The organism is Amycolatopsis sp. 3B14 (genome assembly GCF_050958625.1).
GTDB lineage: Bacteria > Actinomycetota > Actinomycetes > Mycobacteriales > Pseudonocardiaceae > Amycolatopsis_E > Amycolatopsis_E thermoflava.
Genome location: NZ_JBHZEN010000055.1, coordinates 63995 through 87113, shown reverse-complemented (window position 1 = coordinate 87113; position 23119 = coordinate 63995). Strand labels below are relative to the sequence as shown.

26 protein-coding genes are annotated in these 23119 nt (G+C 73.2%); 5 read left to right on the top strand and 21 right to left on the bottom strand.

Annotated elements, in window-relative coordinates:
• Window positions 1-20: 20 nt before the first annotated feature.
• Entirely contained in the window at window positions 21-473 is a 453-nt protein-coding gene (locus tag ACCP09_RS28555) for an Lrp/AsnC family transcriptional regulator (protein ID WP_017982434.1), read from the bottom strand.
• Window positions 470-1612: a M24 family metallopeptidase gene (locus tag ACCP09_RS28550; protein ID WP_123686850.1), complete on the bottom strand. Its 1143-nt coding sequence runs from the start codon at window positions 1610-1612 to the stop codon at window positions 470-472. Before ACCP09_RS28550 ends, ACCP09_RS28555 begins: the two co-directional genes overlap by 4 nt.
• Window positions 1613-1665: 53 nt before the next feature.
• On the opposite strand from ACCP09_RS28550, the gene ACCP09_RS28545 reads away from it, so the two are divergent.
• Window positions 1666-2601: a 5'-3' exonuclease gene (locus ACCP09_RS28545; RefSeq protein ID WP_433751681.1), complete on the top strand. Its 936-nt coding sequence runs from the start codon at window positions 1666-1668 to the stop codon at window positions 2599-2601.
• 42 nt (window positions 2602-2643) lie between these two features.
• Here ACCP09_RS28545 and ACCP09_RS28540 read toward each other — a convergent pair whose 3' ends face one another.
• From ACCP09_RS28540 to ACCP09_RS28530, 3 genes are read right to left on the bottom strand one after another with little or no spacing between them, the layout of a single operon-like run.
• Window positions 2644-3282, bottom strand: coding sequence for a GOLPH3/VPS74 family protein (locus tag ACCP09_RS28540; protein WP_027929837.1), 639 nt, complete (start codon window positions 3280-3282; stop codon window positions 2644-2646).
• A complete protein-coding gene (locus tag ACCP09_RS28535) occupies window positions 3269-3484 on the bottom strand; it encodes a hypothetical protein (RefSeq protein WP_027929838.1) in 216 nt (71 codons plus the stop codon). The genes ACCP09_RS28540 and ACCP09_RS28535 overlap by 14 nt, the downstream gene beginning before the upstream one ends.
• Window positions 3485-4378 (bottom strand): SPFH domain-containing protein, encoded by an 894-nt coding sequence (locus ACCP09_RS28530; RefSeq protein WP_123686852.1) that lies wholly within the window; start codon window positions 4376-4378, stop codon window positions 3485-3487.
• 86 nt (window positions 4379-4464) lie between these two features.
• Between ACCP09_RS28530 and ACCP09_RS28525 the strand changes: the two genes are divergently transcribed.
• Window positions 4465-5379: an ABC transporter ATP-binding protein gene (locus ACCP09_RS28525; RefSeq protein ID WP_431902867.1), complete on the top strand. Its 915-nt coding sequence runs from the start codon at window positions 4465-4467 to the stop codon at window positions 5377-5379.
• Window positions 5376-6572 carry an ABC transporter permease gene (locus tag ACCP09_RS28520; RefSeq protein WP_433751677.1) on the top strand — a complete coding sequence of 399 codons (1197 nt, stop codon included), beginning with the start codon at window positions 5376-5378 and terminating at the stop codon, window positions 6570-6572. The genes ACCP09_RS28525 and ACCP09_RS28520 overlap by 4 nt, the downstream gene beginning before the upstream one ends.
• Window positions 6573-6664: 92 nt before the next feature.
• Here the strand turns inward: ACCP09_RS28520 and ACCP09_RS28515 are convergent, their stop codons facing one another.
• Window positions 6665-7444: an SDR family NAD(P)-dependent oxidoreductase gene (locus ACCP09_RS28515; protein ID WP_433751675.1), complete on the bottom strand. Its 780-nt coding sequence runs from the start codon at window positions 7442-7444 to the stop codon at window positions 6665-6667.
• Between the two features lie 86 nt (window positions 7445-7530).
• Between ACCP09_RS28515 and ACCP09_RS28510 the strand changes: the two genes are divergently transcribed.
• Window positions 7531-8379 carry a helix-turn-helix transcriptional regulator gene (locus tag ACCP09_RS28510; RefSeq protein WP_400981907.1) on the top strand — a complete coding sequence of 283 codons (849 nt, stop codon included), beginning with the start codon at window positions 7531-7533 and terminating at the stop codon, window positions 8377-8379.
• Here ACCP09_RS28510 and ACCP09_RS28505 read toward each other — a convergent pair.
• Together ACCP09_RS28505 and ACCP09_RS28500 are read right to left on the bottom strand one after the other, a co-directional pair.
• Entirely contained in the window at window positions 8376-9161 is a 786-nt protein-coding gene (locus ACCP09_RS28505) for an ABC transporter permease (protein WP_123686856.1), read from the bottom strand. The genes ACCP09_RS28510 and ACCP09_RS28505 overlap by 4 nt on opposite strands.
• Window positions 9158-10105, bottom strand: coding sequence for an ATP-binding cassette domain-containing protein (locus tag ACCP09_RS28500; RefSeq protein ID WP_433751672.1), 948 nt, complete (start codon window positions 10103-10105; stop codon window positions 9158-9160). Before ACCP09_RS28500 ends, ACCP09_RS28505 begins: the two co-directional genes overlap by 4 nt.
• A gap of 85 nt (window positions 10106-10190) precedes the next feature.
• On the opposite strand from ACCP09_RS28500, the gene ACCP09_RS28495 reads away from it, so the two are divergent.
• Window positions 10191-10946 (top strand): TetR/AcrR family transcriptional regulator, encoded by a 756-nt coding sequence (locus ACCP09_RS28495; RefSeq protein ID WP_433751670.1) that lies wholly within the window; start codon window positions 10191-10193, stop codon window positions 10944-10946.
• Window positions 10947-10979: 33 nt separating this feature from the next.
• On the opposite strand, the gene ACCP09_RS28490 is transcribed toward ACCP09_RS28495, so the two are convergent.
• The 13 genes from ACCP09_RS28490 to ACCP09_RS28430 all read right to left on the bottom strand — a co-directional run bounded on the left by ACCP09_RS28490 (window position 10980) and on the right by ACCP09_RS28430 (window position 23082).
• Entirely contained in the window at window positions 10980-11546 is a 567-nt protein-coding gene (locus tag ACCP09_RS28490; protein ID WP_433751668.1) for a hypothetical protein, read from the bottom strand.
• Window positions 11547-11622: 76 nt separating this feature from the next.
• Complete coding sequence (locus ACCP09_RS28485) at window positions 11623-12822, bottom strand: GNAT family N-acetyltransferase (RefSeq protein WP_433751666.1); 1200 nt, start codon at window positions 12820-12822, stop codon at window positions 11623-11625.
• Window positions 12819-13181 (bottom strand): DUF4333 domain-containing protein, encoded by a 363-nt coding sequence (locus ACCP09_RS28480; protein ID WP_123686860.1) that lies wholly within the window; start codon window positions 13179-13181, stop codon window positions 12819-12821. Before ACCP09_RS28480 ends, ACCP09_RS28485 begins: the two co-directional genes overlap by 4 nt.
• Window positions 13182-13204: 23 nt before the next feature.
• Window positions 13205-14404 (bottom strand): GNAT family N-acetyltransferase, encoded by a 1200-nt coding sequence (locus ACCP09_RS28475; RefSeq protein ID WP_433751663.1) that lies wholly within the window; start codon window positions 14402-14404, stop codon window positions 13205-13207.
• 40 nt (window positions 14405-14444) lie between these two features.
• Window positions 14445-15050 carry a DUF4333 domain-containing protein gene (locus ACCP09_RS28470; RefSeq protein ID WP_433751661.1) on the bottom strand — a complete coding sequence of 202 codons (606 nt, stop codon included), beginning with the start codon at window positions 15048-15050 and terminating at the stop codon, window positions 14445-14447.
• A 64-nt stretch (window positions 15051-15114) separates the two neighbouring features.
• The gene (locus ACCP09_RS28465; protein ID WP_433751659.1) at window positions 15115-17865 is read right to left on the bottom strand and encodes a DEAD/DEAH box helicase; all 2751 of its coding nucleotides are present in this window, start codon (window positions 17863-17865) and stop codon (window positions 15115-15117) included.
• Window positions 17866-17911: 46 nt separating this feature from the next.
• Window positions 17912-18769: a diacylglycerol/lipid kinase family protein gene (locus ACCP09_RS28460; protein WP_433751657.1), complete on the bottom strand. Its 858-nt coding sequence runs from the start codon at window positions 18767-18769 to the stop codon at window positions 17912-17914.
• Window positions 18770-18785: 16 nt separating this feature from the next.
• Window positions 18786-19727, bottom strand: coding sequence for a twin-arginine translocase subunit TatC (gene tatC, locus ACCP09_RS28455; RefSeq protein WP_378335264.1), 942 nt, complete (start codon window positions 19725-19727; stop codon window positions 18786-18788).
• 19 nt (window positions 19728-19746) lie between these two features.
• Window positions 19747-20055 carry a Sec-independent protein translocase subunit TatA gene (tatA, locus tag ACCP09_RS28450; RefSeq protein WP_027929854.1) on the bottom strand — a complete coding sequence of 103 codons (309 nt, stop codon included), beginning with the start codon at window positions 20053-20055 and terminating at the stop codon, window positions 19747-19749.
• A complete protein-coding gene (locus ACCP09_RS28445; protein WP_027929855.1) occupies window positions 20055-20300 on the bottom strand; it encodes a bacteriophage holin in 246 nt (81 codons plus the stop codon). The genes tatA and ACCP09_RS28445 overlap by 1 nt, the downstream gene beginning before the upstream one ends.
• A gap of 9 nt (window positions 20301-20309) precedes the next feature.
• Window positions 20310-21290: a helix-turn-helix transcriptional regulator gene (locus tag ACCP09_RS28440; protein WP_433751654.1), complete on the bottom strand. Its 981-nt coding sequence runs from the start codon at window positions 21288-21290 to the stop codon at window positions 20310-20312.
• Complete coding sequence (locus ACCP09_RS28435) at window positions 21287-22267, bottom strand: helix-turn-helix transcriptional regulator (RefSeq protein ID WP_027929856.1); 981 nt, start codon at window positions 22265-22267, stop codon at window positions 21287-21289. The genes ACCP09_RS28440 and ACCP09_RS28435 overlap by 4 nt, the downstream gene beginning before the upstream one ends.
• Before the next feature lie 143 nt (window positions 22268-22410).
• The gene (locus ACCP09_RS28430) at window positions 22411-23082 is read right to left on the bottom strand and encodes a TetR/AcrR family transcriptional regulator (RefSeq protein ID WP_433751651.1); all 672 of its coding nucleotides are present in this window, start codon (window positions 23080-23082) and stop codon (window positions 22411-22413) included.
• Between the last annotated feature and the right edge of the window lie 37 nt (window positions 23083-23119).

The window sequence follows — 23119 nt, the reverse complement described above, 5'->3', positions numbered from 1 at the left end:
TACCCTTCGCCCGGCGTTTGTCACACCGTCGGCGGACGGCCTTCGAACGGCGTGGACAGCACCACGGTCGTCCGCGTCGACACCTTCGCCGCCTCCCGGATTCGGCGCAGCAGGTCCTCCAGGTCCCGCGGCGACGCCACGCGCACCAGCAGGATGTAGGACTCGTCGCCGGCGACCGAGTAACACGACTCGATCTCCCGGATGTGCTCGATGCGCTGCGGGTAGTCGTCCGGCGCGGCCGGATCGTTGGGGGTCAGCGAGATCAGCGCGGTCAGCGGCAGCCCGATCTGCTCGCTGTCCAGCCGCGCCACGTACCCCTGGATCACGCCGCGCTGCTCCAGCCGCCGCACACGCTGGTGCACCGCCGACACCGACAGCCCCACCCGCTCGGCCAGATCGGTGAAGGAGCAGCGGCCGTCGCCGGCCAGCTCCCGCGCGATCGCCTGGTCCAGCGGCTCCAGCGGCCCGCTCACGAGTCGAGCACGACGAGCTCGTGCGGGCGCTGGTTGAGTGCTTCGACCCCGTCGGCGGTGACCACGACGATGTCCTCGATGCGGGCGCCCCACCGGCCCGGCTGGTAGATGCCCGGCTCGACGCTGAACGCCATCCCCGGCTCCAGGGCCAGGTCGTTGCCCGCCACGATGTAGGGCTCCTCGTGCACGTCGAGCCCGATGCCGTGCCCGGTGCGGTGGATGAAGAACTCCCCGTACCCGGCGTCGGCGATGATCTCGCGCGCCGCGGCGTCGACGGACTGGGCGGTGACGCCCGGCCGCACCGCCTCGACCGCGGCCTGCTGCGCGCGCTGCAGCACGGCGTAGGTCTCGGCCACGTCGGCGTCGCGCGGCTCGCCCACCGCGTAGGTGCGGGTGGAGTCGGAGTTGTAGCCCTCGGGGATCGGGCCGCCGATGTCGACCACCACCACGTCGCCGCGCTCGATGACCCGGCCGGACACGTCGTGGTGCGGGCTGGCGCCGTTGGGGCCGGAGCCGACGATCACGAAGTCGGCGTGGAGGTGCCCCTCCTCGACGATCGCGGCGGCGATGTCGGCGCCCACCTCGGCCTCGGTGCGGCCGGGGCGCAGCCACTCGGCGATACGGGCGTGCACCCGGTCGATGGCGGCGCCGGCGCGGCGCAGCGCGTCGATCTCGGCGGCGTCCTTGCGCATCCGCAGCTCGCGGATCACCGGGCCGGCCAGCGTCTGCTCGGCGGAGCCGAGCGCGGCGCGGAACGCGAGCACGTGCAGCGCGATGAGCCCGTCGCTGACCGCGACGCGGCCGGGCTTGCCGAGCCGGTCGGCGACCATGCGGTAGGGGTCCTCGCCGTCGACCCAGGTGACCACCTCGACGCCCAGCTCGCCGGTGGGCACCGCCGCGTAGCCGGGGGCCTCCAGCTTCGGCACGACCAGCGCCGGGGTGCCCTCGGCCGGCACCACGAGGGTCGTCAGCCGCTCGAAGGAGCCACCGGCCTCGCCGAGCAGGTACCGCAGGTCCGAGCCCGGCGCGATGAGCAGGGCGTCGGCGCCGGCGTCGGCGGTGGCCGCGCGGGCCCGCTCCAGGCGGGCGCGCAGGGTTTCCGGGGCGGGTGCTGGGATCTCGGGTGAGCGGGACGACATGCCACGCAGCGTATCTGGCCCCGGCCGGGACCGCGTCTGGCAGGCTGTGGTCCGTGACACTTGCCCTGCTGGATTCCGCGAGCCTGTACTTCCGCTCGTTCCACGCGCTGCCCGAGTCGATGACCGCGCCGGACGGGACGCCGGTCAACGCGGTGCGCGGGTTCACCGACACGCTGGCCCGGATCGTCACCGACCGGCGCCCGACGCGGCTCGTCGCGTGCCTGGACGCGGACTGGCGCCCGAAGTTCCGCACCGACCTGCTGCCCAGCTACAAGGCGCACCGGGTGGCCGACGCCGACGCGAACGCGGAGGAGGTGCCGGACACGCTCACCCCGCAGGTGCCGATCATCCTGGAGGTGCTGCAGGCGTTCGGGTTCGCCACCGCCGAGGCCGCCGGGTACGAGGCCGACGACGTGATCGGGGCCCTGACCGCGCGGGAGAAGACCGACCCGGTGGAGGTGATCACCGGCGACCGGGACCTGTTCCAGCTGGTGCGCACCGAGCCGACCCCGGCGTCGGTGGTCTACGTGGGCAAGGGCTGGGCCAAGGCCGAGGTGCTGGGGCCGCCGGAGATCGCCGAGCGTTACGGCGTGCCGGTGCAGGGCGCCGGGCAGGCGTACGCGGAGATGGCCGTGCTGCGCGGCGACCCGTCCGACGGGCTGCCGGGGGTGGCCGGGATCGGCGAGAAGACCGCGGCGAAGCTGATCACCCAGTTCGGCTCGCTCGACGGGCTGATCGCCGCGGCCACCGCGGGCAGCAAGGACGTGCCGCAGAAGACGCGGCAGCGGCTCGCCGAGGCCGAGGAGTACCTGCGGGCGGCGCCCACGGTGGTCAAGGTCGCCGCCGACGCGCCGGTGTCGCTGTCCGGTTCCGACGCGGTGCCCGCGTCGCCCGCGGACCCGGACCGGGTGGTGGAGCTGGCCGAACGGTGGAACCTGGGCAGCTCGGCGACCCGCCTGGTCAAGGCGCTCACCGCGAACGCCCGCTGACCCGGGCCTGGCGCCCGGCTGGATGGCGGGCTGCCGCGGCGGTCAGCCGCCGGAGGCGGCCGCCGCGCGCTGGGACTGGATCGTCTTCCGCAGCGCTTTCACCACCGGCTCCACCGGGCGGCCCAGCTCCGCCAGCCGCCCCTTGTACTGGCGCCGTTCGGCGCGGGTGAAGACCGTGCGCAGTTCGGCGGTGCCGGCCAGGGCGCACAGCGCGCCGAGGCGCGGATCCACCCGGTAGGCCGGCTGCCCGCCGCGCACGGTGCGCCGCACCTCCTCCGCCAGCCGCTTGGTTTCGTGCGGGCGGCGCAGCGTCACACGGTGCACCGGGAACAGGCCGAGCACGCGCCGCGAGTCGACCTTGATCACCTGCTCGGCGGCCAGGTGCTCCCGCACCAGGGGCACTATCCGGCTGGCGCGGCGGGACACCCACCGCCGCCACGACCGGGGCGCGCTGTCGCCGATCTCCAGCAGGACCAGGTCGAGCACCGGGTCCAGCCCGGGCGCGGGCGCGGCCGGAGCCGCCTTGCCGCCGTCGTCGACGAGGAAGCCGCCGAGCACCAGGTCGGCCAGCGCCGCGGCCCGCAGGGCGTAGCCCAGTTCGGACCGCGACGTCAGGCGTTTCTTGTCCGTGTCGTAGGCCAGCAGGAAGAGCCGCGCGGCCAGCGAGTCAGGCTTGTCCATCCTCGTCCCCCTTCTTCGGGCGTCCCCGCGGGCGCATGCGGCCCACCTCGCGGGGCAGCCGCCCGGCGTCCGCGAGTGCCTTGCGCAGCAGGAACTCGATCTGCGCGTTGGTGCTGCGCAGCTCTTCACCCGCCCAGCGCGCCAGCGCGTCGTGCACGGCCGGGTCGAGCCGCAGCAGGATCTTCTTCCGTTCGGCCGGCATCTACTGGTACAGGGTCCCGGTGTTGACGACCGGCTGCGCGTCGCGGTCGCCGACGAGCACCACGAGCAGGTTGCTCACCATCGTGGCCTTGCGTTCCTCGTCGAGCTCGACGACCTCGTGCCGGGCGAGCCGGTCCAGCGCCATCTCCACCATGCCGACCGCGCCTTCCACGATGCGCTGGCGCGCGGCCACCACGGCCCCGGCCTGCTGGCGCCGCAGCATCGCCTGCGCGATCTCCGGGGCGTAGGCCAGGTGGGTGATGCGGGATTCGATGATCTTCACACCGGCCGAGGCGACGCGCGTGGCGATCTCCGCGGACAGCTTCTCGGTGATCTCGTCGGCGTTGTCCCGCAACGACAAGCGGGCGGTGTCGGCGTTGTCGTAGGGGTAGGCGTTGGCGATGTGCCGGACCGCGGTCTCGCTCTGGATGGCCACGAACTCGACGAAGTCGTCGACCTCGAACACGGCCTGCGCGGTGTCGGCGACCTGCCACACCACGACCGCCGCGATCTCGATCGGGTTGCCGTCGGCCTCGTTGACCTTCGCCACCCCGGTCTCGTGGTTGCGGATGCGCGTGGAGACTTTGCGCCGCTGGGTGAACGGGTTGACCCACTGCAACCCGGTGGTGCGCAGCGTCCCCACGTAGCGGCCGAGCAGCTGCACCACCCGCGCCTCGCCCGGCGCGACCGGGGTCAGCCCGCCGAGGAGCACGATCCCGGCGAGCGCGGCGACCACGCCCCCGGCGAGCATGCCGGCCGAGCCGTCGCCGGTGGCCAGCAGCACGACCCCGCCCGCCACCAGCACCACCGCGACGCCCAGCATCACGAACCCGTTGACCGCGCGCACCAGGCGTTCCCGCGTCTGCGGCGCCGGCATGTCCACGACGGTTTCCATGACCGCTCCCCTCAGTTCCTTGCCTCGATGGCATCAATGTAGCATAGTGATATCACTTTTTCAGCGCTACACGGAAGGGGGACACGGTGGCGGACAGGCAACTGGAGATCGACGGCCTGACGAAGCGGTACGGCGAGCGGCTCGCGTTGTCGGAGATGACGTTCGACGTGCGCGCCGGGGAGCTGTTCGGGTTCGTGGGCAGCAACGGCGCGGGCAAGACCACGACGATGCGGATCGTGCTGGGGGTCCTGGCGGCCGACGACGGGCAGGTGCGCTGGGACGGCGCGCCGGTGACGCTGGAGACCCGGCGGCACATCGGCTACATGCCCGAGGAACGCGGGCTCTACCCGAAGATGAAGGTCGGCGAGCAGCTGGTCTACCTGGCGCGGCTGCACGGCATGCCGGCCGCGGAGGCGCGCCGGTCGGTGGCGAACTGGACCGAGCGGCTCGGGGTCGCCGCCCGCCTCGACGACGAGGTGCAGAAGCTGAGCCTGGGCAACCAGCAGCGGGTGCAGCTGGCCGCCGCGCTGGTGCACGACCCGGCGATCCTGGTGCTCGACGAGCCGTTCTCCGGGCTGGACCCGGTCGCGGTCGACGTGATGAGCCAGGTGCTGCGCGAGAAGGCCGCCGAGGGTGTGCCGGTGGTGTTCTCCAGCCACCAGCTGGACCTGGTCGAGCGGTTGTGCGACCGGATCGGCATCGTGCGGGACGGGCGGATGGTCGCCTGCGGCACGGTCGGCGAGCTGCAGGCAGGCTCGACGGTGCGGCTGCTGGTGGAGGCGCCGGCCGCGGCGCCCGGCTGGGCGGACGGGCTGCCCGGGGTGTCGGTGGTCCGGCAGGAGGACGGCCGCACCGAGCTGGAACTGGCCGACGGCGCCGACGACCAGGCGGTGCTGCGCGCGGCGCTGGCGAGCGGGCCGGTGCACGAGTTCGCGCGGCGGCGGCAGTCGCTGACCGAGCTGTTCCGGCACGTCGTGACGACCGAGGAGGTGGCGGCGTGAACCGGGACGGCTGGACGGGCGTTTCGCTCGTCGCGTCACGCGAGATCGGCATCCGGTTGCGGTCCAAGGCCTACCGGCTGAGCACGCTGGCGCTGCTGGTGGTGATCGTCGGGTTCGCGGTCGTGATGAAGCTGATCGGCGGCGGCAGCGGCGCGGACGCCACGGTCGGCGTCACCGGGCCGGCGTCGGCGCTGGCCGCGCCGCTGCAGGCGGCCGGGCAGGCGGTCGGCGAGACCGTCGAGGTGCGCACGCTGCCCGACGAGGCCGCGGGGCGCGCCCAGGTGAGCGACGGCGACCTGGACGCCCTGCTGGTCGGTGACGGCTCGCGGGTGCAGGTCGTGGTGAAGAAGGACCTCGACGAGAACCTGCGCACCGCGCTGAACGTGCTGGCCGGGCAGCTCGCGCTCAACCAGCAGATCACCGCGCTCGGCGGCGATCCGGCGCAGGTCAACGCGGCGGTGTCGGGCGCCGGGGTCGAGGTGTCGCCGATGGAGCAGCCCTACCCCTACAACAGCCAGCAACTGGTGCTCGGGATCGTCGCCGGCATCCTGATCTACATGTCACTGCTGCTCAACGGGCAGTCGGTGGCGCAGGGCGTGGTCGAGGAGAAGACCAGCCGCGTCGTCGAACTGCTGCTGGCGACGGTGCGGCCGTGGCAGCTGATGGCCGGGAAGGTGCTGGGCATCGGCGCGGTCGGGCTGATCCAGATGGTCCTGATCGGGGTGGTCGGGATCGTCGCCGGACTGGCCACCGACGTGCTGACGATCTCGGTGTCGGCCGCGGCGGGCACCGTGGTGTGGCTGATCGTGTGGTACCTGCTGGGGTTCCTGATGTACTCGATCGTGTTCGCCGGGCTGGGCGCGCTGGTGTCCCGGCAGGAGGACGTGGGCGGCGCGGTCACGCCGGCGCTGTTCTTCGTCATCGCCGGGTACGTGGTGGGGATTTCGGTGCTGCCGAGCGACCCGGGCAGCGGGCTGGTGGCGCTGCTGTCGGTGATCCCGGTGTTCGCGCCGACGCTGATGCCGATGCGCCTGGCGATGGGCGGGGTGGCGCCGTGGGAGGCGATCCTCTCGGTCGCCCTGGTCGTGGCGCTGATCCCGGTGCTGGTGTGGCTGTCGGCGCGGATCTACCGCAACGCCGTCCTGCGCACCGGCGCGAAGGTCGGTTTCCGCGAGGCGCTGCGCGCGGCGTAGGAGCGCAAGAACGGAGAAGACCGGCGGGCCGGTGGGTTCTAGGGTCGGAGGTGAGCCGGCCCCGCCTGGGGGCGGGGCCGGCATTCCACTCGTCAGGCTCCGGCGCCGCCGTCCACCGGCACGATCGCGCCGGTCACCATCGAGGCGCGGTCGCTGAGCAGCCACGCGGCCACCTCGGCGACCTCGCGCGGCTCGGCCATCCGGCCGAGCGGGATGGACGCCGTCGCCCGTTCGATGATGCCGGGGCTGGCCTCCTCCCACGTCTGCATCATCTGCGTGACTGTGCCGGCGGGGGTGATGCCGTTGACCCGGATGCCGTCGCGGGCCCAGGTCACGGCCGCGGTCTCGGTGATGCTGTTGAGGGCGCGTTTCATGGCGCCGTAGGCGGGCAGGGCGGGGTTGGCGCGGCGGCTGCCGATGCTGGAGGTGTTGACGATCGCCCCGCCCCCGTTGCCGCGCATGAGCTCGGCCTGCGCGGTCATGGCGGTCCAGTGCGCGCGGAAGTTCACCGCGAACTGCTCGTCGATGTCCTCGTCGCTGGTGGTGTCGAGCGGGCCGGGACTGCGCTGGATGGCGGCGCCGTTGTTGAAGGCGCCGTCCAGTCGTCCGTGCAGCTCGCCGGCCCGGGCAACCGCGGCGCGGATGCCGGCGCGGTCGGCGAGGTCGAGTGGCACGGCGTCGGCGGTGCCGCCGCCGGCGCGGATCTCGCCGACGATGCGGTCCAGGGTCTCGGCGCCGCGGGCGGCGAGCACGACGGCGGCGCCTTCGCGGGCGAACAGCCTGGCCGCGGCCTCGCCGATGCCGCGGCTGGCGCCGGTGATGAACACGACCTTGCCGGTGAGCAGGCCGATGGGTGCGATGTCGGTCGTCATGAGCGCAGTGTCGGCCCGTCGACGGCACCGGATGCAGGCACAAGCAGTACCAGGATCCGCCGCCGCGGGGCGGGCACACTCGGGGTGTGGACAAGAAGGAACTGGGCGCGTTCCTCCGCAGCCGCCGCGAGCGGCTCCGGCCGGAGGACGTCGGCCTCCCTTCCGGGCCGCGGCGCCGGACGCCGGGGCTGCGGCGGGAGGAGGTGGCGGTGCTGGCGCACATCTCGACCGAGTACTACGTCCGGCTGGAGCAGGGCCGCGCGCCGCGACCCTCGGGTGAGGTCCTCGCCGGGATCGCGGAGGCGCTGCGGCTCACCGACGCCGAGTCCGCCCACCTGCATGTCCTCGCGGGCACCGCGCCCACCCGCGGCGGCCTGCACCCGCGCGACGTGCGGCCGAGCATCCGCGCGTTGATCGGCCGGCTGCCGGACACGGCGGCGATCGTGACCTCCGCCGCGTTCGAGGTGCTGGCCTGGAACGATCTCGCGGCCGCGCTGATGGAGGACTTCGGCGCCCTCTCCCCGGCCGAGCGCAACCTCGCGCGCCGCGCGTTCCTCCGCCCGGCGGACGAGGGCCCGCTGTACGGAATCACCCATGAGGCGGAGTTCCGGCAGCACGTCGTCATGCAGCTGCGCGCGACCCTCGCCCGCTACCCGGCCGATCCCGCGGTGAGCGGGCTGGTCGGCGACCTGTGTGACGGCAGCCCGGAGTTCGCGCGGCTGTGGGAGCGGCACGACGTGCGGGCCGTGCCCGCGCTCACGAAGACCTTCCGCCACCCGGTGGTCGGGGAGCTCACCGTCGACTGCGACTCGCTCGCGCTCACCGACCGCGACCAGCACCTCGTGCTCTACAGCGCGCCGCCGGGCTCCCCGGACGCCGAGTCGCTCGCGCTGCTCAACGTCCTCGGCGCCCGGGCGGGCGAGTACCTGTCCTAGCGGCTCAGCCGCCGGTAGCGGCGCACCGACAGCGGCAGGAACACCGCGATCATCGCCACCGGCCACAGCACCGCCAGCAGCAGCGCGTGCTCGGCGAACCAGCCGCCGCTGTCCCACCCCGGGTTGCCGAACAGCTCCCGCGTCGCGGCGGCGGTCGCCGACAGCGGGTTCGCGTCGGCGATCGCGCCGAGCCAGCCGGGCATCGTGCCGGGTGAGACGAACACGTTGGACAGGAAACCCAGCGGCCACACCAGGATCTGCAGCGCCACCACGCTTTCCGGGCCCTTCGCGACGAGTCCGAGGTAGAGGCCCAGCCACAGCAGCGCGAACCGCAGCAGCACCAGCAGCCCGAACGCGGCCAGCGCCGCGCCGAGCCCGTTGTGCCAGCGCCACCCGGTGGCGAGCCCGCACGCGGCGAGCACGACCAGCCCGGCCACCGAGTTGAGCAGGTCGGCCACCGCGCGGCCGGTGACCGGCGCGGACGCCGCCATCGGCAGCGAGCGGAACCGGTCGGTCGAGCCGCGGGCGACGTCGGTGGCGATGCCGGTGAAGGTGGTCTCGATGCCGAACGCCATGGCCAGCACGAACATCCCGGGCAGCAGGAACTCGCGGTAGTCGCCGGGGGCGGCCATCGCGCCGCCGAACAGGTACCCGAACATCACCAACATCAGGACCGGGAACAGCAGCGACACGATCACGGCCGCGGGCTGTCGCGCCCAGTGCGCCAGCTCCCGGCGGGTCATGGTCCAGCCGTCGGCGATCGTCCAGCGCAGGGTGGTCATGCCGGCACCTCCTCGCGTGCGGTCAGCTTCAGGAACACCTCGTCGAGCGTGGGGCGGCGCAGGGTGAGGTCGGCGATGCCGATGCCGGCCTCGTCGTAGGCCGCGGCGAGCCCGGTCAGGTCGCGCACCCGGTCGGACACCGGCACGCTCAGCCCGCCGTCGGTCAGGTCGGCCGCCGCTCCGGTGACCCGGCTCGCCAGCGCCGCCGCAGCGGGCACGTCGGCCGCGTCCCGCAGGACCACCTCGACCCGGTCGCCGCCGATGCGGGACTTCAGCTGGGCCGGGGTGCCCTCGTCGACGATCCCGCCGTGGTCGAGCACGGCGATGCGCCCGGCGAGCTGGTCGGCCTCGTCCAGGTACTGCGTGGTGAGCAGCACGGTGGTGCCGTCGGCGACGAGTTCCCGCACCGCGGCCCACACCTCGCTGCGGCCGCGCGGGTCCAGGCCGGTGGTGGGCTCGTCGAGGAACAGCACCTCGGGCGAGCGCAGCAGCCCGGCGGCGAGGTCGAGCCGCCGCCGCATGCCGCCGGAGTACTGCTTCACCGGCTTCTCCCCCGCGTCGCCCAGCCCCATCCGGGGCAGCAGCTCGTCGGCCCGCTGCCGCGCCCGGCGCGCGCCGAGGTGGTAGAGCCGGCCGAACATCTCCAGGTTCTGCCGCCCGGACAGCACCTCGTCCACCGCCGCGTGCTGCCCGACCAGCCCGATCCGGTAGCGGACCTGCGCGGCCTGGCGGCGCGCGTCGAACCCCGCGACCAGGACCGTCCCGGCGTCGGGCCGCAGCAGCGTGGCCAGGATGCGCACGCAGGTGGTCTTGCCCGCGCCGTTGGGGCCGAGCAGGCCGAACACGGTCCCGGCGGGCACGGTCAGGTTCAGGTCGGCGAGCACGGTCTTGTCGCCGTAGCGTTTGCGCAGTCCCTCCGCCACCACGGCGTTTTCGCTGGTCAACACGCCCCTCCTTCTACTCCGTATGCCGTACGGACCATCTATCGTACAGCGTACGGAGTTCGTTACCGGCAGAATGGGCCCCGAGATGACCGAATTCAGCGCGAGTGGCGATCCGAAACGCAGCCTCGAGCTCCTCTGGGGGCTGCAGGAGCCGCCGTCGAAGGGGCCGAAGGCCCGGTTCACCGTCGAGGAGATCACCCGCGTCGCGATCAAGCTCGCCGACACCGCCGGCCTGGCCGCGCTGTCGATGCGGAAGGTCGCCGAGGAACTGGGCGCCGGCACGATGTCGCTCTACACCTACGTGCCCGGCAAGGCGGAACTGCTGGACCTGATGGTCGACGCGGTGGTCGGCGAGACCGCCCGCCCGGCCGAGGTGCCCGGCGGCTGGCGGGGCAGGCTGGCGCAGATCGCGCGCGAGAACGCCGCGGTGTACCGGCGGCACCCGTGGCTGCTGCAGGTCGCCACGAGCCGCCCGCCGATGGGCCCGAACGTGATCGCCAAGTACGACTACGAACTGCGTGCCCTGGAGGGCACCGGGCTCACCGACGTCGAGATGGACCAGGTCCTCACGCTGGTGCTGGGGTTCGTGCACGCCGCCATGCGCGGCGTGGTCGAGGCCGAGCAGGCGGCGCGGCGCAGCGGCCAGAGCGACGTCCAGTGGTGGGAGTCCTACGCGCCGCTGCTGGAGAAGATCTTCGATCCCGAGCGTTTCCCGGTGGCCGCCCGCGTGGGCTCCGCCGCCGGCGAGGCCTACCAGGCGCCGTCCGACCCGCAGGCGTTCGAGTTCGGGCTGGCCCGCATCCTGGACGGCGTCGAGGCGCTCATCGCGTCGCGGTCGTGAGCTGCTGCGCCGGCACAACAGCGTGCGGGTCTTCTACCTGGCCGCCGCTTCCACCAGGTCGGCCAGCACGGGCTGCCACTGGGCAGCCGTGAGTTCGCTGAGGAGCCGCTCCGCCGGGGGGTCGCTGATGGACAACGGACAGTGGGTGTCCTCGCCCTCGACGAGGACGGAGCGCAGCTCGCGATGAGTGCGCAGTTCGTACACCCGGATCCGGTAGGTCGCTCGTGCCATCGGAACCGCGGTCGACCGGCCCGCCATGGCGCCGTACCCACCGCACACCAGGTCCGCGGATCGCCGCTCGCTCTCGACGGTGCCGCAGGCCACCAGTTGCACCGCGGCGGGGTCTTCCGGGTTCGCCGCCGCCCAGTCGGATCGGTCCGGCATGTCGGGTCCGACCACGAAGAGCTCCCCGAACTCAGTGGGCATGAAGATCGCGACGGGGTGGGGCCCCGGACCGGTGTAGGGCGCGGCATCCTCGTAGGTGGTGCCGCCACAGGCCGTCTCCAGTTTGTACACCCGGTCGGGCAGGCCACCGCTGAGCGTCTTGATCGTGAAAACGACGCCGGCCGCGACGAGCATGACCACCACCGCCATTGCCACCGCCAGGACGATCCTGCCCCGCGTCACACGTCGTTGCGTCGAGCGCAACCTTAGCGGCACGCCGGATCCCGAAACGTCAGAACGGGGTGCCGCACCACGGCGGCACCCTGGTGGCGAACAGGCTGTCCGCGTGCGCCAGTGCGGCGGGGTTCACCACGTCGAGCCGGCCCGCGGCGGCGAGTGCGCTGGGCACGCGGTCGCCGAGGTAGAGCATCGCCAGCGTCTCCGGGCCGGTCCGCAGGTCCGCGGCCGCGGTGGTGGGTTCGGCGCCGCCGGAGGTGATGCGGTAGCGGCCGGTGTTGGCGGGCAGCTGCGGGTCGGTCACCTCGATCACCACCGGTTCGCCCGGTCCCCACGCGCGGGCGGCGAGCGCGGCCGGCACGTCGAGCAGCCGCAGCCACAGCTGGTCGTCCACGCCGGTCACCGCGCACGCGCGCGGGTCGGTGAGCATCGCGGGGAGCGGGTCGTCCAGCGGCCGCCCGGGGGCGCGGACCTCGGAGACCAGGTCGACCCGCGCCAGGAACCGCCACAGCCCGGCCAGCGCCGCGGCGCCCGTCGCGTGCAGGTCGCGGACCGTGAGCGCGGCGCCGAGGTTCGGCTGGTCGAAGGTGCGCAGGTCCTCGGTGCGGTAGAGCACGAAACCGTCGTCGCCGTGCGGTCCGGTGTGGACGGCGACCTGGTGCTCGCCGATCAGCCGGTCCCGCGCGTAGGACCACCACACCTCGGGCCGCTCGATCATCCCCGCCCGGTGCAGGCCCATCTCCGTGTACAGGCGGGGAACCAGCTCCTGCGCCTCGGCGGTGCCGAGCAGCCGCACCGTCCCGCCGGGCGGGGCGTCGGCGCGGAAGGCCGCCCGCGTGACGCGCAGGTTCTGGCTCCGGCTGGACATGCCGTAGCCGAAGCGCCCGTAGATGGTGGCCTCGCTGGCGTGCAGGACGGCCAGCACGTCGCCGCGGCGGGCGCAGTCGGCGAGCTGGGCGGCCATCAGCGCGGTGAGGATGCCGCGGCGGGTGTGGTCGGCGCGCACTCCGACGCCGTCCACGGCGGCGGTGGGAAGCGCTTTCCCGCCGGGCACGGCGAGCCGGGTCGCGAAGGAGCCCGCGACGCCCACCGGTGCCCCGCCCGTGAACGCGCCGAATCGCCGTTCGGCGGGGAACGATGCCGCGCGGAGCGTCCACAGCTCGTCGGTGACGGTGACGTGCAGGGTCCGGCCGAGCAGCTCGAACGCCGCCCGCTCCTCCCCCGCCGCCAGCGGCCGGATTTCGAAGCCGGTCATGGTTCCGGTTGGGAGACCTCGTAGCCGCCCGCCGCGTCCCGCACCGTGATCGTCACCTTCTCCTTCTCGCCCGCGATGTCCACTGTGCACTCGAAGATGTGTCCGGCGACGACGTCCTCACCGGCCGGGCAGGACACCTCGCCGACGCCGCCGATCAGGTAGGACTCGGTGAGCACCCGCCGGACGCCGTCCTGCACCTGCGCGGCGTCGAACACCCGCCGCACCGGGGTGAGGCTCGCCGCCGTCGTGGGCGAGGACGTGGTAACCGGTGGTGGGGTGGTCGGTGCGGGGCGCTCCGGGGCACTGTCGCATCCGGACAGCAGGAGCGCGGCGCAGGCGAGCACCACCGTGGTCCGCACCAATCACCCCCGGAACGAGCTTCTCAGAACTGTGTACCACACCACGCGGGAACGGGCGTGGCGAAGAGCCGGTCGGCCCGCTCCAGCGCCGCCGGGTTCGCCGGCTGGATCCGCCCGGCCGCGGCCAGCTGCGAGGGCCGCCAGGCGCCGAGGTAGATCATGGCCAGCGCGTCCACCCCGATTCGCAGGTCGGCGGCGGCGTCGGTGCGGCGGACGCCGTCCGGGGACACCTGGTAGCGCCCGGTATTGGCGTTCAGCACCGGGTCGACGACCTCCAGCACGACCGGTTCGCCCTCGTAGGCGCGGGCGGCGAGCGCGGCGGGCACGTCGACCAGCCGCAGCCACAGCTCGTCCCCGCCGCCGGTGTCCTTCACCGCGCGGATGTCGGTGAACAGCAGCTCGACCGGCTCGTCCACGGGGCGTTCGTCGGCGCGCAGGGTGTCGACGAGGTCGACGCCGAGCAGGTAGCGCCACAGCCCGTTGAACGCCTCGTCGGTGCCGGTGTGCAGGCTGATGACCTCCAGCACCGCCGGGTCGTTCCAGTGCTTGCGTTCGACGCTGTAGACGACGTAGCCGTCGGGGCCGTCTTCGCCGTGGTGCACGGCGGTCAGGACGGGGCTGGTGGCTTCGCGGGCGTGCCGTTCCCAGCCCGGCCACCAGTACGGCGGGCGGGTCATCATGCCGGGGCGGGTGTGCGGCAGCGCCGCGTACAGCCCGGGCAGCCGCTCCAGCGCGGTGTCCAGCGGCCACAGCTCGACCTGACCACCGGCGGGGACGTCGGGGCGGAGCGCGGCGCGGCGCCGGTCGATCTCGTAGCCGCGGCTGCGCGTGGTGACGCCGTAGCCGAACCGGTTGTAGATGACGCCTTCACTGGCGCGCAGCGCCGCGAAGGGCAGCCCGCGGGAGGCGATGTCGGTGAGCTGGGCGCGCATGAGCTCGGTGAGGACACCGCGGCGGGTCCGGTCGGGACGGACACCGACGCCGGTGACCCCCGCTGCCCCGGCCCGGGCGCCGCCGGGCAGGGTGATCTCGGCGTCGAACGAGCGGGCGGTGCCGATCAGCTCCATGTCGAAGGCGCCCAGCGTGCGGCCGGGTTGCTGCGCGCGTTCGACGATCTTCCACGTCTCGTCGGTGGTGGCGGCGACGTGGAGGGTGGACCGGAACAGGTCGACGGCGGCGCGGTGCTCGTCGGGCCGCAGCGTGCGCACGGTGTAGTCACTCACGACGCGATCGTTCCCGACGGTGCGGCCGCACGCCAGCCAATTACCGGGGGTAGGCGACCTCGTAGTTGGCGGCGTCGTCCTTGATCGTCACCGTGACGGTCTTGCCCTGGCCGTTGACGACCGCGGAGCAGTCGAACGTGGCGCCGGACTTGACCTCCTGGTCGGCGGGGCACTGCACGTCGCCGACTTCGGTGAGCTGGTAGTTGCCGATGAGGACCTGCTTGACGCCGTCCTGCACCGCGCTCTGGCTCAGCACGGTGGTCTTGAGGAACCCGGGCGCGAGGAACGCGGTGACGCAGAACGCGGCCACCACCACGACCGCCGCACCCAGCCCGATCAGCAGCCCCTTGCCGCCCTTCTTCGCCGGCTGCTGCTGCCCGTAGCCGCCCGGCGCGCCGTGCTGCTGCCCCGGGTACTGCTGTCCGGCGTATTGGGGCGCGGCCTGGCCCGGGTACTGCTGCCCGTACTGCGGCTGTGCGGATTGGGGTTGCGCGGGCTGGAACTGTCCCGGCTGCGGCTGGCCGTAGCCCGGTGCCTGCCCGTACTGGGGTTGCTGGGCGTACTGCTGCGGCTGGCCGGGTTGCTGCCCGTACCCGGGCTGGCTCCACTGCTGCTGCGGGTCGGTGCCGCGGTAGGGCGTGCTCATGCTGCCTGCCTCCCCTGATCGTCCTCGCTCAGCGCGATCCAACCACAACGCAGGGTGGGCCGCGCTACTCGGCACCCGCCGCGACGACCCCGCGCCGCAGCGCCTTGACGGCCTGCGCGGCGGCGTCGCCGACCGGATCGGCCTTGCCGAGGACGGTCTTGATCTGGTCCAGCAGGTCGACCACCTGCCGGGACCAGCGCACGAAGTCCCCCGCGGACAGTTCCTGCCCGTTGGCGTCGGCGGCGGTGAGCACCTTTTCGAGGGACTCGCCGCGCGCCCACCGGTACACCGGCCAGGCGAACCCGGCGTCGGGTTCGCGGGTGCGGTCCAGGCGGTGGCGGCGTTCGTCCTCGGCGAGGTCGGTCCAGATCTTCGCGGTCTCCTGCCACGCCTTGGGCACCCCGCCCGCGGGCAGCCGCGGCTCGCCGGGCGAGTCACGGCGGGCCTCGAACACGAGCGTGGAAACCACGGCGGCCAGCTCGGGCGGGGTCAGTCCTTCCCAGACGCCGTGGCGGATGCACTCGGCGGCCAGCAGGTCGGATTCGCTGTAGAGGCGGGCCAGGCGGGCGCCGTGCTCGGTGACGCGGTCCTCGCCCTCGGCGAGGTAGCCGCGTTCGGCCAGCAGCGCCCGGATGCGGTCGAACGCCCGCGCCAGCGAGTGGGTGGTGGCGGCGACGCGACGTTCCAGCTGCTCGGTTTCCCCGGCGAGCCGGTGGTAGCGCTCGACCCAGCGGATGTTGGCCTCGCGCTCGGCGAGCCCGTGGCAGGGGTGGGCACGCAGGGCGCGGCGCAGCGCGGCCAGCTCACCGTCCTCATTGGCCCCGGACCGCCGTTTCTGGCGGCCGGGCAGGGAAATCCCGGAGTCGCGCAGGTGCGAGGCGATGTCGCGGCGGGTCTTGGGCGAGCGCAGTTCGACATGCTTGGGCAGCTTGATCCGGCCCAGCGGCTCCACCGGCGCGGAGAAGTCCGACAGCGACAGCGGTCCGGACCACCGGTCCTCGGTCACCACGACCGGGCGCGGCTCGCGCACGGGGTCCAGACCGGGGTCGATCACCACGGCGAGCCCGGCGCGCCGCCCCGCGGGGACGGCGATGACGTCGCCCTTGCGCAGCTTCTCCAGCGACACCGCGGTGTCGGCGCGGCGGGCGGCGGTGTTCTGCCGGGCCAGCGCCTTCTCCCGGTCGGAGATCTTCTTGCGCAGCTGCACGTAGTCGAGCATCGCGTCGAAGTCGCCGCTGACGGCCTCGGCGTAGCCCTTGAGCGCCTCGCGGTTCTTCTCGATGCGGCGGGACAACCCGACGACGGAGCGGTCGGCCTGGAACTGGGCGAAGGACTGTTCCAGCAGTTCGCGGGCCTGTTCGTGGCCGAGCTGGGCGACCAGGTTGATCGCCATGTTGTAGCCGGGCCGGAACGACGACCGCAGCGGGTAGGTGCGGGTCGAGGCCAGCCCGGCGACGGCCTTCGGGTCGACCCCGGGCTGCCACACCACGACGGCGTGGCCCTCGACGTCGATGCCGCGGCGCCCGGCGCGGCCGGTGAGCTGCGTGTACTCGCCCGGGGTGAGGTCGACGTGGGCCTCGCCGTTGTACTTGACGAGCCGTTCGAGCACCACGGTGCGGGCGGGCATGTTGATGCCCAGCGCGAGGGTTTCGGTGGCGAACACGACCTTGACCAGGCCGCGCACGAACAGTTCCTCGACGGTTTCCTTGAACGCGGGCAGCAGCCCGGCGTGGTGCCCGGCGATGCCGTTCTCCAGCGCCTCGCGCCATTCCCAGTAGCCGAGCACGCCCAGGTCGCCTTCGGGCAGGTCCTTGGTGCGCGTGTCGACGATGCGGCGCACCTCGGCGGCTTCTTCGGGGGTGTTCAGGCGCAGCCCGGAGCGGGTCACCTGGCTCACGGCGGCGTCGCAGCCGGCGCGGGAGAAGATGAACACGATCGCCGGGAGCAGCCCGGCGGCGTCCAGGCGGGTGATCATGTCCACCCGGGACGGCGGCCGGAACCGGGGGCCGCGCGAGTAGGTGCGCCCGCCCCGGCCCCGCCGCAGCCCCGCGGGGGCGTGCATGCGGCCGACCTCTTCCACGCGCCGCAGCAGGCCCGGGTTCATGCGCAGCTCGCCGTCGGAGCCGTCGTCGGCGAACAGGTCGAGCAGCCGGTTGCCGACCATCATGTGCTGCCACAGCGGCACGGGCCGGTGCTCGTCGACCACGACCGTGGTGTCGCCGCGCACGGTGACCAGCCATTCGCCGAACTCCTCGGCGTTGCTGACGGTGGCGGACAGGCCCACGACCCGCACGTACTCGGGCAGGTGCAGGATGACCTCTTCCCACACCGCGCCGCGGAACCGGTCGGCGAGGTAGTGGATCTCGTCCATCACGACGTAGCCGAGGTCGTTGATGGCCGAGGAGCCCGCGTACAGCATGTTGCGCAGGACCTCGGTGGTCATCACGACGATCTGGGCGTTGCCGTTGATCGCGGTGTCCCCGGTGAGCAGGCCGACGGTGTCGGCGCCGTACCGCTGGACGAGGTCGCCGTACTTCTGGTTGGACAGCGCCTTGATGGGCGTGGTGTAGAAGCACTTGCGGCCCTCGGCGAGCGCGAGGTGCACGGCGAACTCGCCGACCACGGTCTTGCCCGCGCCGGTCGGCGCGCACACGAGCACGCCGTGGCCGTCCTCCAGCGCGCGGCAGCCGCGGATCTGGAAGTCGTCGAAGCCGAACTCCGCCTCGTCGGCGAAGCGGGTCAGCTGGGGGTACTGGGCGCGGCGCTTGGAAGCCTGGTAGGCCTCGGCCGGCGACACGGAAGGGCGAGGGGCCACCTTGTCAGGGTGTCACATGCGGTGTGCGGGACGCATGCGGTGGGTGTCAGCCCAGGATGGTGAGCGCGCCGCGGGCGCAGCGGGCGGTGACCGCGCCGCCGGGGAGCATCTCGCCGTCGGCGCAGAGGGGCCAGCCGGTGGCCTCGATCCGCACCTCGCGGGCGCGCAGGGTGTGCACCGCGGGGTGGCGCAGGTGCCGGCCGTGGCGCAGGCCGGGCATGATCCGCAGCAGGTCGGCGCGCGTGGCGTGGCCGACGACGGTGATGTCGAAGAGCCCGTCGGCGGGGTCGGCGTGCGGGCAGATCCGCATGCCGGCGCCGTAGTAGGGGGTGTTGCCGACGGCGACGAGGGTGGCGTCGAGGTGGTGGCGTGCACCGTCGGTGGTGAGGGTGACCGGGCGGGCCCGGAACGCGGCGAGTTCGGCGAGCACGGCGACGTCGTAGCGGCGCGGCCCGGACGGCCAGCGCAGGCGGGCGGCGCGGGCGTTGACGGCGGCGTCGAAGCCGGTGCACAGGACGGTGGCGAACCAGGTGCCGTCGAGGTGGCCGAGGTCGACGGCGCGGTGGCGGCGTTCGCGCAGGGCGGTCACGACGGCGTCGGCGGCCTGGAGCGGGTCGAGGGGGATGCCGAGCCCGCGGGCGAGGTCGTTGCCGGTGCCGGCGGGGATGATCCCGAGCGGGGTGCCGGTGGCGGCGCAGTACTGGACGGCGTGGTGCACGGCCCCGTCGCCGCCGAGGACGACCAGCGCGTCGAGCCCGTCCGGGAGGCTGTCCGGGGCCGCGGTGCCGAGCAGCTCCAGCCGATCCACCCCGGCACGCAGACGAGCGGCCACGGTGCCGGCGATCCTGGCCGCCGCACCGCGGCCGGTGTCGGGGTGGACGGCCAGGGCCGCACGGATACCCATCGGTGAGGCGGACCGGCTAGGTCACGTCCTCGGTTTTCGGCTTGGCCGGGGTGTCGTCGACGCTGCTCGGGGTGTAGTCGAACGGCGCGGCCTCGTCGTCGGACAGGCCGGCCCACTCCTCGCTCTCGCTGCCGCGGTACTTGCGCTTGTCGTGCACCCGCGCGATCTGGATGGCCAGCTCGGCGAGCACGGTCAGCGCGCCGGCCAGCGCCAGCATCGAGAACGGGTCCGACCCGGGCGTGGCGAACGCGGCGAAGACGAACACCAGGAAGATGATCCCCCGGCGCCACTTCTTCAGCTGGGCGTACTTGAGCACGCCCACGAAGTTCAGCATCACCAGCAGCAGCGGCAGCTCGAAGCTGACCCCGAAGATGATCAGCAGCGACAGCACGAACGAGATGTACTTGTCGCCGGTGAGGCCGGTGATGAAGAAGTCGCTGCCGAAGCCCATCAGCAGCTGCAGGGCGTGCGGGATGAGCAGGTAGGCCAGGACGGCGCCACCGGCGAACAGCACGCTCGCGCAGCCGACGAAGGTGAGCGCGTACTTGCGCTCCTTGGTGTACAGGCCGGGGGCGATGAACGCCCACAGCTGGTACAGCCACAGCGGGGAGGTCAGCACCGCGCCCCCGGCGAGACCGACCTTCAGCTGGATCATGAACGCCTCGAACGGCACCGTCTGCAGCAGGTAGCAGCCCTCGGTGCTGCCGAGCCGCCGGTCGGCCGGGATGGCGCAGTACGGGTCGTTGATGATCGACCCGAGCGACGGGACCGGACCCATCCTGGTGTTGAACCAGATGAAGCCGAAGATCCCGCCGGCGAGCACGGCGAGCAGGGCCCAGCCCAGGCGGCGCCGGAACTCGTAGATGTGCTCGATGAGCGTCATCGTGCCGTCGGGGTTGAGCCGGCGGCTGCGCTTGCGCCGCCGGTCCCTCCGGCTCTTGGGGGCGGAGTCCGCCACGACAGGCTCCGTCCTCGCCTCAGCTGGCGTGCTTGTGAGCCTGGTCGGCCTTGTCCGCCGCCTGCTGCCGCTTCAGCTCGTCGAGCTGCTTCTGCAGCTGCGCGACCTGGTCGTCGGCCGCGGAAGGCGTCGTCTCGGAGGCCGCGATCTGCTTCTTCTCGGGCTCCTCGGCCTTGCCGTCCTCACGGAGGTCCTTGGTCTCGGCCTTGAAGATCTTCATGGACTTGCCGATGGACCGCGCGGCATCCGGCAGGCGCTTCGCGCCGAACAGCAGGACCACGACGAGCACCAGGATGATCAAGTGCCACGGCTGCAACCCGTTCAGCATCAGTGGCCTCCTTCCTTGCTAGTGACCAACTCTACTTGCTCAGGGGCGGGACGCCGCCGTTGCTCGAGCGCGACGCGCAGACCGGCCGTCCGGGCCTTCAACAGCCCGGTGCGGTCGGTGACACTCGCCGTAACCATGCTCGATGCCTTGCGGAAGCGGCGCAAGACCCCGAATGTCCGGATCAGGACAAGAATCAGAGCCAGGAGGCCCACGGCGGCGAGCAGAATGCTCGGCAGGTACGACACGGCGTCACCCTACTGGCCCAAGGTGGCCGGGAGGTGACGTGCCCTTTCCAGCGCGGCGGCGGCCCGGCTACGGACGGCTTCGGCCAGCTCGGGCGGGCTTTCCACGCGCGCGTCGCCGCCCAGTCCGAGCACCAGCCGCACCATCCACGACTCGTCGCCGTAGCGCATGCGCACCCGCAGCCGCCCGCCGTCGAGCTCGGCCAGCTCCTCGCACGGGTAGTACTCGGCGACCCAGCGCGCGTCCGGCTCCAGCACCAGCTGCGCCTCCGGCTGGCCGGGCCGGGCGCGGAACACGCCGTCGGAGATGTCGGTGGGCCGCGCCGTCGGGGGTGGCGCGGCGCGCTCGTCGAGGACCTCGACCTCGTCGATGCGGTCCAGCCGGAACAGCCGGACGCCCTCGGCGCGACGGCACCAGGCCTCCAGGTATCCGACGGCCTGCACGATCAGCAGCCGCATCGGGTCGACGGTGCGCTCGGTGATCTGGTCCCGGGAGGCGGTGTAGTAGCGGATCCGTAGCGCCCGCCCGGCGCGCAGCGCGTTCTGCACGACGCGGCGGGTGGCGGCGGTCTTCTCGCCCTCCCGCACGGCGAGCCCGACCACGACGCCGGAGGGCTGGGCCTGCCCGGCGGCGGCCTCGATCTTGGCGATGGCGCGGTGCACCGCGTCGGTGTCGACCACGCCGGGGGTCTCGGCGACCGCGCGCAGCGCGACCAGCAGCGCGGTGGCCTCCCCGCCGGTCAGGCGCAGCGGCCGGTTCATGCCCGCGTCGAAGGTGACCGTCACGGTGTCGCCCTCGAAGGACAGGTCGATCAGGTCGCCAGGGCCGTAGCCGGGCAGCCCGCACATCCACAGCAGCTCCAGGTCACGCCGCAGCTGGCGGGCGGTGACGCCGAAGTCGCGGGCCGCGTCCTCGATGCGGATGCCCGGGCGGGCGAGCAGGTAGGGCACGAGCGCGAGGAGCCGGGGCATCCGGTCGCTGGAGCCGCTCATCGGCGCACCTCGTGGTGGAGCACGGACTCCAGGCGGCCGCGCACCGCTTTGGCCAGCACGTCCGGTTCGAGCACCAGCACGTCCGGCCCGTGCCCGGCGATCCAGTCGGCGGCGCTCTCCGGGAAGTACAGGTCGATCTCGGCGAGGTCGCCCTCGACGCCGTCGACGGTGAGCCGCCCGGTGAGGCGGGCCCGGCGGCGCACGCCGGCGGCGCGCTGGTCGGCGATCCACAGCTTGGCGGTGGTGACGGGCGAGGGGTCGGGGTCGCCGGTGCCCGCGATCAGTTCCAGCAGGTTGACGTTGTCCGGGCGCTGGACCTCCCCCGGGCGGCCGACGGCGCGCACGTCGCCGACGATGCGGGAGAGCCGGAAGCACCGCGGCGCGCCGCGGTCGCGGTCGTGGCCCACGACGTACCAGCGGGCGCGCCAGGACACCACGCCCCACGGTTCGAGGGTGCGGGTGAGGCGTTCCGCCGAGCCGGAGCGGCGGTAGGAGAACTGGACGGCCTGGCGGGCCTGCACGGCGGCGACCAGCGGGGTGAAGGCTGGCTCGGCGCGGACGCGGGACTCCACGACCGGGGGCTCGGTGTGGTCGACGTCGACCCCGGCGGCTCGCAGCTTGACCAGCGCGCCCTGGGCCTGCCCGGTCATCTCGGGCGAGTCCCAGAGCCGGACCGCGAGCCCGACGGCCGCGGCCTCGTCCGGGGCCAGCTCGATCTCGCCGAGCTCGTAGTCGCGGCGGGCGATGCGGTAGCCGTCGGCCGGGTCGAAGGCCGAGTTGCGGCCGGTCTCCAGCGGGATCCCCAGTTCACGCAGCTCGGTCTTGTCCCGTTCGAACATGCGGGAGAAGGCCTCGTCGCTCGCGGCGTCGGCGTATCCGGGCACGATCCCGCGGATCCGGTCAGCGGTGAGGTACTGCCGGGTCGACAGCAGAGCGAGCACCAGATTGACCAGGCGCTCGGCGCGGGCGGTGGACACCCGACCACAGTAGCTCGCACTGGTGATCGAGTCGCCGAGGTCCACCCCGGCGCGCCCAGGATCTTCACGAGATACCCACCCACACCGCGGCGAGACGCGGTTTTCCGCCGCCGGACACGTGGCCGGGGCAGGCCTACGCGGGCTCAACCGCCGCGGGCGACGCGGCTCAGTGTCTTTCTCAGGTGGTCCGGGAGCGTCACCCCGCCGAGGCCCTCGGCGATGATCTCGATCGTGCGCTCGAGCGCGAGTTCGCGGGCCTCGCGCGAGGTGGCCGACAGCGGGCCGTCCAGATGCAGCATCGCCAGGCCGTGCACCGAGGCCCACGCGGCGAACTCGGCCATCGGGCGGCGCTGCGCGGGCAGGTACCCGGCGGCGGCCAGGTCGTCGACGGCGTCGACCAGCTTGCGGAACGGGTTGGACTCCTCGACGTCGGACAGCGGCGGCATCGGCGAGATCCCGCCGGTGAACGCGGTGCGGAACAAGCCGGGCTCGGCGAGCGCGAACGTGAAGTACCCGCGCCCGATCGCGGCCAGGCGGCTCAGCCCGCGTTCGGCCGGGTCGTCGGCCTGGTCCAGCCGGTCCAGCGCCTCGTTCATCGCCGCGGTCAGCAGTTCCATCGCCCGCGTCTTGACCGCCTCCAGCAGCTCCTCGTGCCCGGCGAAGTGCCGGTAGGCGGCGGTCGGGGTGACGCCGACGGCCCGTGCGGCCGCCCGGATGGTCACCGACGACGGCCCGCCGGCCTGGGCGAGTTCGGCGGCGGCGTGGATGAGGGCGTTGCGGAGGTCGCCGTGGTGGTAGCCGGTTCGAACGGACACTGAGGAGCTCACAGCCCGATGTTGACACCCGTGCACA

Excerpts from the sequence above, each read along its gene's own strand:
- ACCP09_RS28550 (WP_123686850.1), bottom strand. The coding sequence starts at position 1,612 with ATGTCGTCCCGCTCACCCGAGATCCCAGCACCCGCCCCGGAAACCCTG.
- ACCP09_RS28540 (WP_027929837.1), bottom strand. The coding sequence starts at position 3,282 with ATGGACAAGCCTGACTCGCTGGCCGCGCGGCTCTTCCTGCTGGCCTAC.
- ACCP09_RS28535 (WP_027929838.1), bottom strand. The coding sequence starts at position 3,484 with ATGCCGGCCGAACGGAAGAAGATCCTGCTGCGGCTCGACCCGGCCGTG.
- ACCP09_RS28530 (WP_123686852.1), bottom strand. The coding sequence starts at position 4,378 with ATGGAAACCGTCGTGGACATGCCGGCGCCGCAGACGCGGGAACGCCTG.
- ACCP09_RS28515 (WP_433751675.1), bottom strand. The coding sequence starts at position 7,444 with ATGACGACCGACATCGCACCCATCGGCCTGCTCACCGGCAAGGTCGTG.
- ACCP09_RS28505 (WP_123686856.1), bottom strand. The coding sequence starts at position 9,161 with ATGACCACCCTGCGCTGGACGATCGCCGACGGCTGGACCATGACCCGC.
- ACCP09_RS28495 (WP_433751670.1), top strand. The coding sequence starts at position 10,191 with ATGACCGAATTCAGCGCGAGTGGCGATCCGAAACGCAGCCTCGAGCTC.
- ACCP09_RS28485 (WP_433751666.1), bottom strand. The coding sequence starts at position 12,822 with ATGACCGGCTTCGAAATCCGGCCGCTGGCGGCGGGGGAGGAGCGGGCG.
- ACCP09_RS28470 (WP_433751661.1), bottom strand. The coding sequence starts at position 15,050 with ATGAGCACGCCCTACCGCGGCACCGACCCGCAGCAGCAGTGGAGCCAG.
- ACCP09_RS28460 (WP_433751657.1), bottom strand. The coding sequence starts at position 18,769 with ATGGGTATCCGTGCGGCCCTGGCCGTCCACCCCGACACCGGCCGCGGT.
- tatA (WP_027929854.1), bottom strand. The coding sequence starts at position 20,055 with ATGCTGAACGGGTTGCAGCCGTGGCACTTGATCATCCTGGTGCTCGTC.
- ACCP09_RS28440 (WP_433751654.1), bottom strand. The coding sequence starts at position 21,290 with ATGAGCGGCTCCAGCGACCGGATGCCCCGGCTCCTCGCGCTCGTGCCC.